Source organism: Paraglaciecola sp. T6c (assembly GCF_000014225.1).
GTDB lineage: Bacteria > Pseudomonadota > Gammaproteobacteria > Enterobacterales > Alteromonadaceae > Paraglaciecola > Paraglaciecola atlantica_A.
Window position 1 is genome coordinate 669,352 of the sequence record NC_008228.1, and the last position, 12,265, is coordinate 681,616.

The window sequence follows — 12,265 nt, forward strand, 5'->3', positions numbered from 1 at the left end:
TGACCTAACAAAATATGACTTAAGGCTATAACAATGCAGCAAATCACTTTGACCCAGCCAGACGATTGGCATTTACATTTTCGCGATAATGATATGTTGCTAGAAACCGTGCCTGCCACAGCAAGGACTTTCAAACGCGCTATCGTCATGCCTAATTTAGTTCCGCCGGTGGTGAATGCTGAGCTGGCAAGTGCCTATCGAGACCGAATTCTAGCGGCGCGCCCCCAGGGCAGTGAATTTGAACCCTTGATGACGCTTTTTTTAACCAATACCACCTCTATTGACGATATTCGAGCAGCGAAAAAAGCCGGTGTGGTTGCGGCTAAGTTATATCCAGCAGGCGCGACGACCAATTCTGATGCAGCAGTGAAGGGCATTGAAGCCTTGTTCCCCGTTTTTGCAGAAATGGCCGAGCAGGGGATGTTGTTACTTATCCACGGTGAAGTCACTGAAAGCCACGTCGATATTTTTGACCGTGAAAAATTGTTCATTGAGCAATTCTTGGTGAAAATTGTGAACCAATTTCCACAATTGAAAGTGGTGCTTGAGCATATCACGACCAGTGATGCAGTGGACTTCGTAAGTGCCAGTTCGCACAATGTCGCGGCAACTATAACCCCTCAGCATTTGCTGCTTAATCGTAATGACTTGCTGGTGGGCGGGGTGAGACCACATAATTTCTGTTTACCTGTGCTAAAGCGCAGTACCCATCAACAAGCGTTGCGAAAAGCAGTTGCGACAGGTTCAAGTAAATTCTTTTTAGGAACGGATTCAGCGCCTCACGAAAAAAGCGCGAAAGAATCAGCATGTGGTTGCGCGGGCTGCTACAGTGCGTGGAGCGCGTTGGAATTATACGCTCAGGTGTTCGAAGAATTAGACGCCTTGGATAAGCTAGAAGGCTTCGCGAGTCACCATGGAGCCGATTTTTATGGTTTACCGCGTAATACCAAGCAAGTAACTTTGGTAAAAGAGGAGTGGACTATTCCTGAAGTGATTACTTTGCCCAATGGCGAACCTATCGTGCCATTTTTTGCAGGGCAAACCGTTAATTGGGCGCTCAAAGCGTAATGCACATTCGCCGGGCGCTCATCACTGCTTGGTTAGGATTCATGTTGATTCCTGCTCTTTGCGGTAAAGCGCTCGCTCAAGAAAGTACGTCAGAACCTGCGTTTTGGGTTTTGACATCCTTGGAGCCACCTTTTAGCTTACGTAACGACAAGGGGCAGCTTGAAGGATATTTGATTGAGGTGGTTAGCGGTATTTTAGCCGAAGCAAACATTGAGCAAGAGATCCTCGCTGCGCCTTGGGGGCGCTTAATACAGGAAGCGCAAAGTAAACCTAATGTGCTGATGTTTCCACTGGCGCGCACCCCTGATAGAGAAAATGACTATCACTGGATTTTACCACTGACTTCAAATATTTACGGAGTCCTTGGTGCTACTGAAGATAAAAAGTTTGTAAAACGAAAAGAAGACTTGAATAAGGTATCGCCAATTGGCGTGCTCAAAAACGATTTTCGCCATAAAGTGCTGCTAGATCAGAATATTGAAGGTGTCATGCCTTTTGATGATTACGACGCAGCCGTTTCTGAGCTCTTATCGGGAAAGCTTAGCTCTTTGTTTTTCTCTGACGCTGGCTTACGTTACTTTTGTTTTAAACAAGGTGCGGATTGCTCACACTTTACTTTGCTCTATGAATACCAAACTCTCACCAGTTATATTGCCTTGTCAAAAGGTACTGATGCCCAACATATTGGTAAGTTAAAGACAGCCGCAGCACATTTCTTACGGGGTGCTAAATTTAAGGAAATACAACAACGTTGGTTAATGAAGCTACGCTCTCAAGGTCCATTTAAATTGCATATCGATCATGGGGTGCTCAACCTCTGGTAGTAGTCAAGCGGAGCCTTCATATTTCGAATTGATTAGGTGCGATTCATTAAAGTGATAGCTCCGACTCCTACATATTATTACACTAATAACATAATGATTTTTCAGCCAACAAATCGGGGTTTTTTATTATGCACTGGAGCGTATGCCGTGTTTCGTAATTTAACCTTAATCCTTTCCCTATGTTGCTTATTCCATCAAAAGGTCAGTGCCCAATCTAATCACGAAGAGTTAGCTTTAGCGGTTATTTATGCTGAAGGGCCGCCGTTTTACGTCTTTGATGAAAACACCCAGCGTTCAAGCGGCTTATTTATAGATATACTGCAACACTTAGCTCAGTCACTTGATCGTGATTTACGTTATTTACCCACCGCACGAAATAAAATAGAGCAGGACGTTTTGGAACAGAAAGCGGATGTGGCCTTTTTAGCGCCTAAGTGGTTAGATTCGCCCGAAAAACTGCTGTTCAGCGATCCCGTCTTTAGTTATCAACACGCCTTTTATGGGCTCAACGCGCCACAAGAGGATGATAAACTTGCAGATACCGTGCATGGCAAAAGTGTCTGCTTGCGTGAAAATTACCGCTACCCAGAGTTGGATCCTTGGCTTAAAAATGGGATGTTGTCTCCCGTATATGTGTCTAGTCATTCTCGCTTATTTGACATGCTACAACTCGCGCGCTGCGACCTGATATACACCAATACATATAGAGCACGTTGGACGCTGAACGCAAATCACTATGATAAGGCCGTGTTCCAGTTGGGCACGATGGGGTTAACCGATGAGATAATGTTGGCTTTTTCACCTCGTTGGACAGACAAGATCCCGCAAGTTAATGCCATCATTGAGCAAATGCGTCAATCCGGTGAAATACAAGACGTTATAGATAAGAACTTGAATCAACAGCGTGCTGAATAAATTTAAGTAACTAAATTAATGTGTTAACAAATAAAAACAATAACGAATATATGAAAGGACAACTATGACTGAATTAGTGCAATACCAATGTGAAAACAATGTAGCAACCATAACGTTAAATAACGGCAAGGTGAATGCGTTTTCTCACGCTATGATCGATCAGCTCAATGGCGCGCTTGATAAAGCATCAGCGGATGAGGCTGTAGTGGTCATCAAAGGCCAACCAGGCATGTTCTCTGCAGGGTACGATTTAAGCGTGATGCAGGAAAGTATGGAAGCCGCAATGAAATTAGTTGAGAAAGGTTCGACATTGACGCGTAGAATGCTGTCCTTTGAATATCCTATCATTGCTGCCTGTACTGGGCACGCTGTTGCTAAAGGCGCGTTTGTGCTGTTAGCCTCTGATTATCGAATTGGGATTCAAGGTAAGTTTAAAATTGGTTTGAACGAAGTTGCCATTGGCATGACCATGCATCAAGCGGGTTTAGAATTAGCGCGTGGACGATTAGCCCCAGTGTTTTTTAATCGTTCCGTGATATTAGCTGAAATGGTATCAGTTGATGATGCCGTAACCGCTGGTTTCCTAGACGTGGCGGTAGCACCGGACGCATTTGAGCAAACCGTCGCCGCCACCGCGCAAGCGATGACCAAATTAAATATGAAAGCCCATAAACAAACTAAGTTAAAAGCCCGAGCCGGACTGTTAGACGCGCTAGACAGAGCGATTGAAGTTGACCGTGGTTCGAGTCTTTAACGATTAAAGACATAAATGAGAGAATGTTGTGAGTAAGGAATTTTCCTCCCTGGGGCTAGAAGCAGCCTTGTTAGATAATTTGCAAAGTATGGGGTTCAGTCAAATGACTGAAATTCAAGCCGGAACGCTACCTGCTATTTTAGAGGGGCGTGATGTAGTGGCGAAAGCCAAAACCGGAAGTGGTAAAACCGCTGCGTTTGGCTTGGCTCTATTGCATAATTTAGACGTGAAGCGCTTTCGTGTTCAAGCTCTAGTGATGTGTCCTACCCGAGAGTTAGCGGAGCAAGTTGCTCTCGAAATCCGCCGTTTAGGGCGCGGTATTCACAATATTAAAGTGTTGACGTTGTGTGGTGGTACGCCTATGGGGCCGCAAATTGGCTCACTGGAACACGGTGCTCATATTATCGTTGGCACACCTGGACGTATAATGGATCATCTTTACAAGCGCCGTTTGGATTTATCGGAAGTTAATACGCTGGTATTGGATGAAGCAGACCGTATGCTTGATATGGGCTTTGAAGATGAAATGGATGCCGTTATTAAAAGTGTGCCCGAGCAGCGTCAAACCTTGCTGTTTTCTGCGACCTACCCAGATTCAATCGCCGCGATCAGTGGCCAAGTGCAAAAAAGCCCATTAGAAGTCACTGTTGAATCCACCCACGATACCGACACCATAGAGCAAGTATTTTTCGAAGTAGAAGATGCACATCGTACAAAAGCTGTAGCAGCGCTATTAAGTCATTATCAACCTGAATCAGCAATTGTGTTTTGTAATACAAAAATAGCCTGTCAGGAAGTGGCTGATGAGCTGCAGTCCATGGGGGTATCAGTACTAGCTCTGCATGGTGATTTAGAGCAGCGTGAGCGTAACCAAGTGCTAGTGCGTTTCGCAAACAAGAGTGCCTCTGTGCTGGTGGCAACGGATGTGGCCTCACGGGGCTTAGACATTAAAGAAGTAAACGCTGTGATTAGTTATCACATTACGCCCGACCCAGAAGTACATATCCATCGCATAGGTCGCACGGGCCGAGCGGAATCAAAAGGGGTTGCACTAACACTTGTTGCGCCAGATGAAATGGCCAGGGCAAACGCCATTGAAGATTACCAAAAAGCGAAATTGAAATGGACAGGCATTCAAGCCATGCGTTTTCATGCTAATCGCTTGATCCAACCACAATACAGTACGTTATGTGTTGATGGCGGTAAGAAAGCCAAACTCAGGCCGGGTGACTTACTTGGCGCTTTGACCAAAGAAGCGGAAATCCCTGGGGATGATATTGGTAAGATCCATATCACTGAGTTCCACGCCTATGTAGCAGTAAAAACGCGCAGTGTTAAGCGAGCCATGCGCCAATTAGGTGAAGGTAAAATCAAAGGGAAAAAGTTTAAAGTGCGTAAGTTTAACTGAAACGCCCAGTAAAATGTTTTGAATAAAAAAAAGGCGATGAGTGACTCACTCATCGCCTTTTTCGAATCAGTTTACCCCGTGCTTTAACTCGAAAACACTCTACTCCTATGCTTATTAGGCATCTTTTTATGCAGCATTTGTCTGAACTCATTAGAATCATAAGCAAACAACACTCCAATCCCTTCTTGACTGCAATGGGTTATCAAGCCTTTTTGCAGTAACAGCGCGTCATTTTGTTGCGCGTCGGTAAAATATAACTCTATAAAGTCATCTGGACGGAGTTCAGGATGTGGCATTTCAATAAACGCGCCGAAAGGGCTTATATTGCGGGTACAGGTTTCGCCCATTTCTTTTCCCATATGGCGAACTTTCACTTCAAGGGCTAAGGGGGCTCGGTTACTCGTGCGGTGATTCAAGGACATTAAAACCTCTCTTTTTGACGTTGTGTAACAAGCCTTGTAAGTATACAAAATATATATCAGACGTCATGTTTTTTCGGGATTAAAATTGACCTTGAACAATATGGTGAACATTCAACTGATTTATGTGTACCTAAGGGCATACCTATTACATGGCGAGCTTATATACGAAACGATCTGTTTAACGGCGCACACTGGGATCAAAAACCACTGAACGCATTCTTAGGAGGGATTTATGAATGTGGATTGGTATTATCAATTAGCGGATGCCAGCATTGGGTAAACGAGATACTATTTAATATAGAAAAGAATACAGTTGAAAGAATTTCGACCTCTGTCATTTTACACTGCCGGGAATTGAACCGCACTACACTTAGCCTATACGTGTATCTTGAGGGAGATTTCCAGGCGGCGCCTTGAATAGAGAGAGTTTTTACGTAGTACATTTTTAGGTGCCTTGCGCACATCAAATTATAGGGTGATATATGTTAACCATGGCTGATTTTGTAAAAGTGTCTCCCTGTGAATATTCAGAAGGGTTAGGGCGTGAACAATTTGTAGATGGCGCTATTAGAGAGTTATGGCCGCAAATGCCTAGAATTGCAGGGCCAGCATTTACGGTTAAATGTGCGAAGGGTGATCATCTTAGTCTACATGCCGCTATATACCGTGCAGCCCCAGGAGACATCATAGTCGTTGAAGCGGACCCTGAGTTTGCCAGCGCAGGGGGAAATGTATGCGCTGTCGCTCAGCAACGGGGGATTGCGGGCTTTGTCATAGATGGCGTCATCCGTGATTTAGGCGAGGTACGAGATCTGCAATTTCCTGTCTATGCCCGTGGTGTTATTCCAGTACCAGCTAAAAAAGAGCAAATTTTGCCTTTTAATCAACCAATTAACTGCGGCGGTGTACGCGTCTGTGCTGGGGATATAGTCGTGGCTGACGAAGAGGGTATTGTAGTTATTCCGAAAGCGTTGGCCGAAGAAGCTTATCGCTTGGGGAAAGAAAGAACAGACAAAGACGCAGCAATGTCATTAAGTGAATGGCGCGAAGCTCATGAAGCCAAAATTGAAGCGACCCTCAAGGCTTTAGGCTTCCAAGATTAATTTAAGTAAATAAGTAGTTGATATGTTTTCATTTTTTGAACGGTTAGTAGAGCCGTTCCCACAGGATATGCCTGGGCAACCTCCAGAAGGCTTGGTGGCGTTTTGTCGTTATTACTCCAAAGGAATGTGGCCCGCTATTTTTGCAGTATCGATACTTGCAGCAGCTATCGCCATGTTAGAAGTGTCGTTATTTGGATTTGTTGGGCAGTTAGTCGATTGGCTGGCGTCTAAAGATCCTGACACCTTTTTAGCCGAAGAAAAAAGTAGCTTGATATGGATGGGAGCCGTGGTACTGGTGATTTTGCCTAGCTGCGTAGCACTGCAATCATTGATTAACCATCAAACACTCATGGGTAATTATCCCATGCGCATTCGTTGGCAAGCGCACCGGTATTTGATTGGCCAAAGTATCAGCTTTTTCCAGAATGAATTTGCCGGCCGCATCGCCACCAAAGTCATGCAAACCGCACTGTCGGTTCGTCAGTCGGTCATGCAGCTACTTAATTTATTGGTATACATCAGTGTCTATTTTCTCAGTATCGTGGTCATGGTTTTTAGCATTGATTGGCGATTGAGTTTGCCTTTAATCTTGTGGCTGTGCATATACATAGGTGTTCTACGCTACTTTGTGCCGCGATTGAAACGAGTTGCTCAGCGCCAAGCTGATGCACGTAGTGTGATGACCGGCAGAATAGTCGATAGTTACAGCAATATTGCTACGGTTAAGCTTTTCTCGCACACCAGCCGTGAAGCCGATTATGCCTATGAAGGTATGAATGGGTTCTTGCAAACGGTTCATCCGCAAATGCGTTTGGTTACCTTGCTTAATACCTGTGTGTGGTTCAGTAATGCACTGTTAGTATTCTCTATCAGTGCTTTATCCATCTACCTTTGGTTAGAAAAAGTGGTGACGCCGGGGGATATCGCTATTGCTATTACGTTGTGCCTTCGTTTAAACGGCATGTCTCAGTGGATCATGTGGGAAGTATCATCCCTTTTTGAAAATATAGGTACAGTACAAGACGGGATCAATACCTTGTCTAAACCGACGGCGGTTAAAGACATTGACAATGCGCCGCCTCTTAACGTCAGTGGTGGGGCGATTACCTTTTCTGATGTGACATTTAATTACCCTGGACCTGAAAATAAGCAGATAGAGGTGTTTAACAACCTTAATATCGATATAAAACCGGGTGAAAAGGTTGGGTTAGTTGGTCGTTCGGGGGCGGGTAAATCGACACTGGTTAACTTGTTACTGCGCTTCTTTGATGTGCAAAGCGGCAAGATATTAGTCGATGGGCAAGACGTGAGCGAAATTAGTCAGGAAAGCTTACGTTCTCATATCAGTATGGTTACCCAAGATACATCGCTGTTACATCGTTCTGTGCGCGACAATATTTTATATGGTCGATTAGGTGCCAGTGAAGAAGAAATGCTGGCTGCTGCGAAACAGGCCGAGTCCCATGAATTTATTCAAAACCTTTCCGATTTACATGGGCATACAGGGTATGACGCACAAGTCGGCGAGCGTGGTGTTAAGTTATCTGGGGGCCAGCGCCAACGTATCGCCATTGCGCGGGTCATGCTTAAAGATGCACCTATTCTTATTCTGGATGAGGCTACATCAGCTTTAGATTCGGAAGTAGAAGCCGCTATACAAGAATGCCTCAACAAGGTAATGGAAAATAAAACGGTTTTAGCCATTGCCCACAGGTTGTCCACTATCGCCCAAATGGATCGGTTATTAGTGCTGGACGATGGTCGTATAGTTGAGTCGGGTACACATAATGAGCTGTTGGCGCACAATGGTATTTACGCCAAGTTATGGGCCCATCAAACCGGTGGTTTTATCGGTGTTGAGTAAAGACTAGGGTAAAGCATACATTCACGGTACGCTTTATCCTCGTTTTCATCTTGTATAACACCGACTAATAAGTATAATACGCCTCCCTCCTTATTAGTGATTCTGAATTTTTCCACAAAAATCTAAGACGTCATAAGGATGGTGTAAGTAAATTTAATCACTCAATTACGTGATACGTGAGTGATTAAGAGCAGTATTTTAGGGGTGTAGTTCCAATTGGTAGAACAGCGGTCTCCAAAACCGATGGCTGGGGGTTCGAATCCCTCCACCCCTGCCAAATTAGGTTAAAGTTCAGAGGCGTTATACTGCAGCTGAATAGTAAAAATGTAGAAGGTTGAGGGACGAGAACGCCCAAGGGTTCGACAAATCGTCTGGAACGATTTGAACCGCGTCAGCGCCGCTTGCGGTCAGTTACAGGGAGGTAACTGAGATCATCCCTCCACCCCTGCCACTTTTGGCATTGAAACTAAGTGTATAGGCAGACGTTTGCACCATTGATGACGTCGCGATTAAGTTAGTATTAGGTAATAGCATGAGCGAAAAAGCGGAAAATAGTTCAAATCCATTAGACTTAGTTAAATGGCTAGTTGTTTTGGTTTTGTTAGGTGGTGCGGTTGCAGCAAATTCCATCTATGAAGATATATCAGTACTTTATCGCGCACTTGGTGTCGTCGCAGCTGTCCTTGTTGCCGGTTTTATTGCCGCTTCAACGGAAAAAGGTAGCAGCTTTTTGACCTTCGCTAAAGATGCTCGCACGGAAGTACGAAAAGTTGTTTGGCCCACCCGCCAAGAAGCAACACAGACGACAATTATTGTTTTAGTTGCTACAGCCTTCATGTCACTAGTACTGTGGGGCCTTGACCTCATTATCGTACAGTTAGTTTCTTTTATCACCGGCTTAGGAATTTAATCATGTCAGAAATTACAGAAAATGCGGACGTGCCAGAGAAGTCAGATAAAAAGTGGTATGTCGTTCAGGCGTTCTCTCAATATGAAGGGCGTGTGAAAAAGACACTTCTTGAATATATTAAAATGCACGAAATGGAAGATTCTTTCGGAGAGATACTTGTTCCTACCGAAGAAGTCATTGAAATGCGCTCTGGCCAACAACGTAAGAGTGAGCGTAAGTTCTTCCCGGGTTACGTATTAGTACAAATGGATATGAACGAAGATTCATGGCATTTAGTCAAAAGTGTTCCTCGTGTGCTTGGTTTTATCGGTGGTACATCTGACCGCCCAGCGCCTATCACTACAAAAGAAGCTAATGCTATTTTGAATCGCCTTGAAGAAGGTGTTGATAAGCCAAAACCAAAAACATTGTTCGAACCAGGCGAAGTGGTACGTGTTACCGATGGTCCTTTTGCTGACTTTAATGGTGTGGTTGAAGAAGTCGATTATGAAAAGAGCCGCTTAAAAGTATCGGTGCTTATTTTCGGTCGCTCAACACCTGTAGAATTAGAATTTGGCCAAGTCGAGAAGGGGTAAAAGCGGGGCTTTCGGAAGCTTAGCTTTCGCCGCTTGCACGACCGGCAGGGATGTCGGGCTGGACCTGTCACAGGAAGTGAACGAAGAGACAGCGCTAGGCTGTCTTTTTTGTTAATACATCGATGTTTCGAAAATTCGGATGGTTTGACTGGCAATTGGCGCCAAAGATGGCGTCGCAGAAATTAAAATAAAGATGTCCAAACGACATCTTTTTTTGATTTTAAATCGAACATTATGCAGCTTATGGTTTCGACATGAATTGGATAAAGTTCGTACATAATGGTTGCGAAGGGTTTATAGTTAGTCTATACTTCGCGGCCCTTTTTGTTGAACGGGAAGCCAATTAAGCAAGCATTCTCAGTGTTTGCGAGGCGTTTGACCCATTAATTGAGAGTATTATCATGGCTAAAAAAGTCACAGGCATTATCAAATTACAGGTTGCGGCTGGTGCTGCTAACCCAAGTCCGCCAGTTGGTCCAGCATTGGGTCAAAAAGGCGTTAACATCATGGAATTCTGTAAAGCATTCAACGCTAAAACAGGTGACATGGAAAAAGGTTCTCCCGTTCCAGTAGAAATTACTGTTTACGAAGACCGTTCTTTCACATTCGAAACCAAGACATCACCTGCTTCTTACATGCTTAAGAAAGCGGCTGGTATCAAAAGTGGTTCTGGTCGTCCTAACACTGAAAAAGTGGGTAAAGTGACTCTTGCGCAACTAGAAGAAATTGCTAAAGCGAAAGAACCAGATCTAACTGCAGCTGATTTAGAAGCAGCTGTTCGCACCATCGCTGGCTCTGCACGCAGCATGGGCTTGGTAGTAGAGGGATAAGAAATGGCTAAATTAACTAAACGCGCTCGTCTTGTACGTGACAAAGTAGAAGCGACGAAAGAATACGATTTCAATGAAGCGGTTGCTTTGTTGAAAGAACTTGCTACCGCAAAATTCGCTGAAAGTGTTGATGTTGCTGTAAATCTTGGCATTGATGCACGTAAATCTGATCAAAACGTTCGTGGCGCAACTGTGCTTCCTAACGGTACTGGTAAAGAAGTACGTGTTGCTGTTTTCACTCAAGGTGCAAACGCTGAAGCTGCTAAAGAAGCTGGTGCTGACATCGTTGGTATGGAAGACCTAGCTGAGCAAGTTAAGAAAGGCGAAATGAACTTTGACGTAGTTGTTGCATCTCCTGACGCAATGCGCGTTGTAGGTATGTTAGGCCAAATCTTAGGCCCACGTGGTTTAATGCCTAACCCTAAAACGGGTACAGTAACGCCAGACGTAGCGACAGCGGTTAAGAACGCTAAAGCTGGTCAGGTTCGTTACCGCAATGACAAGAATGGTATCATTCATGCCAGCATCGGTAAGATTGCTTTTGAAAGCAACCAAATCGAAGAAAACTTAGCTGCTTTGATTGAAGCTGTTAAGAAAGCCAAGCCTTCATCGGCTAAAGGCGTATACATTAAGAAAATCAGCTTAAGCACTACTATGGGCGCGGGTATTACCATCGACCAAGCTAGTTTAACAGCAGCAAGCTAATTTTAGCCTTAGTTTAGCTAAGGCACTTGTAAGTAGTTGGATTTTTGACTACTTATTCTCTCTAGAAAGGTATGGGTTGGAGTCATTGTTTTCATTAACACATGACTCCCGTCCAAGACCGCAGGCGTAAAGCAGTAACTGAAGTAAGAGAGCAGTTACACAGATTGCAAAGTCATAAATGCTTTACTTAAAACAATAGCCTGCGCAGACGGTGATTTCGACTCAGACTCTCTGGGATTAACGAACACCGTAGAGCGGTAGAATACTTAGCCTGAGTTAATCAAGATAAGCGTTCTATCAATCTGTGAATCCTGAAAAGTGTTATTTAATAATAGGCTTTTCAGACTTAAAGAAGGTGAACACAGTGGCACTAGGCTTAGCAGCAAAGAAAGAGATCGTCGCAGAAGTTAGCGAAGTTGCATCTCAAGCTCTATCCGTTGCCGTTGCTGAATACCGTGGTATGGAAGTATCAGAACTAACTGAACTTCGCGTTAAAGCTCGTGAGCAAGGCGTATATCTAAAAGTTGTTAGAAATACTCTAGCTAAGCGCGCATTATCCGAAACTAAGTTCTCTGATTTGGAAAGTGCCTTAACTGGTCCGTTAATTTACGGATTTTCGATTGAAGCACCAGGCGGTGCGGCGCGTCTTTTTAAAGACTTCGCTAAAACGAATGCCAAGTTAAACGTAACTGCCCTTTCTATTGGTAGTGGTCTATTGGGTCCTGAGAAATTGGACGCAGTGGCAGCATTGCCTACCCGCGACGAAGCGCTTGCGAGATTGCTTGCAACCTTCAAAGCACCTGTTGGGAAATTCGTTCAAACTGTTAACGAAATTCCTTCCAAGTTTGTGCGCGTATTGGCAGCGATCAAAGAAACCAAATAATTTG

Annotated in this window: 13 protein-coding genes and 1 tRNA gene; 13 read left to right on the forward strand and 1 reads right to left on the reverse strand. The window is 44.3% G+C overall.

The window, feature by feature from the left end; all coding sequences use genetic code 11:
* Nucleotides 1–33: 33 nt before the first annotated feature.
* From pyrC to dbpA, 5 genes are all read left to right on the forward strand, one after another.
* Nucleotides 34–1,068, forward strand: coding sequence for a dihydroorotase (pyrC, locus tag PATL_RS03000; RefSeq protein ID WP_011573488.1), 1,035 nt, complete (start codon nucleotides 34–36; stop codon nucleotides 1,066–1,068).
* A gap of 41 nt (nucleotides 1,069–1,109) precedes the next feature.
* Nucleotides 1,110–1,892 carry a substrate-binding periplasmic protein gene (locus PATL_RS03005; RefSeq protein WP_232283282.1) on the forward strand — a complete coding sequence of 261 codons (783 nt, stop codon included), beginning with the start codon at nucleotides 1,110–1,112 and terminating at the stop codon, nucleotides 1,890–1,892.
* Nucleotides 1,893–2,039: 147 nt separating this feature from the next.
* Complete coding sequence (locus PATL_RS03010) at nucleotides 2,040–2,807, forward strand: substrate-binding periplasmic protein (protein ID WP_232283283.1); 768 nt, start codon at nucleotides 2,040–2,042, stop codon at nucleotides 2,805–2,807.
* A gap of 64 nt (nucleotides 2,808–2,871) precedes the next feature.
* Nucleotides 2,872–3,561 carry a crotonase/enoyl-CoA hydratase family protein gene (locus PATL_RS03015; protein WP_011573491.1) on the forward strand — a complete coding sequence of 230 codons (690 nt, stop codon included), beginning with the start codon at nucleotides 2,872–2,874 and terminating at the stop codon, nucleotides 3,559–3,561.
* Nucleotides 3,562–3,589: 28 nt separating this feature from the next.
* Entirely contained in the window at nucleotides 3,590–4,969 is a 1,380-nt protein-coding gene (dbpA, locus tag PATL_RS03020; protein ID WP_011573492.1) for an ATP-dependent RNA helicase DbpA, read from the forward strand.
* Nucleotides 4,970–5,052: 83 nt separating this feature from the next.
* Here the strand turns inward: dbpA and PATL_RS03025 are convergent, their stop codons facing one another.
* The gene (locus tag PATL_RS03025; protein WP_011573493.1) at nucleotides 5,053–5,391 is read right to left on the reverse strand and encodes a PilZ domain-containing protein; all 339 of its coding nucleotides are present in this window, start codon (nucleotides 5,389–5,391) and stop codon (nucleotides 5,053–5,055) included.
* Between the two features lie 482 nt (nucleotides 5,392–5,873).
* Here PATL_RS03025 and PATL_RS03030 point away from each other — a divergent pair, with 482 nt between their 5' ends.
* From PATL_RS03030 to rplJ, 8 genes are all read left to right on the forward strand, one after another.
* A complete protein-coding gene (locus tag PATL_RS03030) occupies nucleotides 5,874–6,494 on the forward strand; it encodes an RraA family protein (RefSeq protein ID WP_011573494.1) in 621 nt (206 codons plus the stop codon).
* A gap of 22 nt (nucleotides 6,495–6,516) precedes the next feature.
* On the forward strand, nucleotides 6,517–8,358 hold the full coding sequence (locus tag PATL_RS03035; protein ID WP_011573495.1) for an ABC transporter ATP-binding protein: 1,842 nt from the start codon (nucleotides 6,517–6,519) through the stop codon (nucleotides 8,356–8,358).
* A gap of 200 nt (nucleotides 8,359–8,558) precedes the next feature.
* Nucleotides 8,559–8,635: transfer RNA gene (locus PATL_RS03040), tRNA-Trp, on the forward strand.
* A gap of 255 nt (nucleotides 8,636–8,890) precedes the next feature.
* Nucleotides 8,891–9,268 carry a preprotein translocase subunit SecE gene (secE, locus tag PATL_RS03045; protein WP_006992801.1) on the forward strand — a complete coding sequence of 126 codons (378 nt, stop codon included), beginning with the start codon at nucleotides 8,891–8,893 and terminating at the stop codon, nucleotides 9,266–9,268.
* A gap of 2 nt (nucleotides 9,269–9,270) precedes the next feature.
* Entirely contained in the window at nucleotides 9,271–9,843 is a 573-nt protein-coding gene (gene nusG / locus PATL_RS03050; RefSeq protein WP_006992802.1) for a transcription termination/antitermination protein NusG, read from the forward strand.
* Between the two features lie 401 nt (nucleotides 9,844–10,244).
* Nucleotides 10,245–10,673 (forward strand): 50S ribosomal protein L11, encoded by a 429-nt coding sequence (gene rplK / locus PATL_RS03055; RefSeq protein WP_006992803.1) that lies wholly within the window; start codon nucleotides 10,245–10,247, stop codon nucleotides 10,671–10,673.
* Between the two features lie 3 nt (nucleotides 10,674–10,676).
* On the forward strand, nucleotides 10,677–11,378 hold the full coding sequence (gene rplA, locus PATL_RS03060; protein WP_006992804.1) for a 50S ribosomal protein L1: 702 nt from the start codon (nucleotides 10,677–10,679) through the stop codon (nucleotides 11,376–11,378).
* Between the two features lie 364 nt (nucleotides 11,379–11,742).
* Nucleotides 11,743–12,261, forward strand: a complete 519-nt coding sequence (gene rplJ, locus PATL_RS03065; protein WP_011573496.1) for a 50S ribosomal protein L10 — start codon at nucleotides 11,743–11,745, stop codon at nucleotides 12,259–12,261.
* Nucleotides 12,262–12,265: the final 4 nt, after the last annotated feature.

Coding starts and splice junctions, on each gene's coding strand:
- pyrC (WP_011573488.1), top strand. CDS start 34: ATGCAGCAAATCACTTTGACCCAGCCAGACGATTGGCATTTACATTTT.
- PATL_RS03005 (WP_232283282.1), top strand. CDS start 1,110: ATGTTGATTCCTGCTCTTTGCGGTAAAGCGCTCGCTCAAGAAAGTACG.
- PATL_RS03015 (WP_011573491.1), top strand. CDS start 2,872: ATGACTGAATTAGTGCAATACCAATGTGAAAACAATGTAGCAACCATA.
- PATL_RS03025 (WP_011573493.1), bottom strand. CDS start 5,391: ATGTCCTTGAATCACCGCACGAGTAACCGAGCCCCCTTAGCCCTTGAA.
- PATL_RS03030 (WP_011573494.1), top strand. CDS start 5,874: ATGTTAACCATGGCTGATTTTGTAAAAGTGTCTCCCTGTGAATATTCA.
- PATL_RS03035 (WP_011573495.1), top strand. CDS start 6,517: ATGTTTTCATTTTTTGAACGGTTAGTAGAGCCGTTCCCACAGGATATG.
- secE (WP_006992801.1), top strand. CDS start 8,891: ATGAGCGAAAAAGCGGAAAATAGTTCAAATCCATTAGACTTAGTTAAA.
- nusG (WP_006992802.1), top strand. CDS start 9,271: ATGTCAGAAATTACAGAAAATGCGGACGTGCCAGAGAAGTCAGATAAA.
- rplK (WP_006992803.1), top strand. CDS start 10,245: ATGGCTAAAAAAGTCACAGGCATTATCAAATTACAGGTTGCGGCTGGT.
- rplA (WP_006992804.1), top strand. CDS start 10,677: ATGGCTAAATTAACTAAACGCGCTCGTCTTGTACGTGACAAAGTAGAA.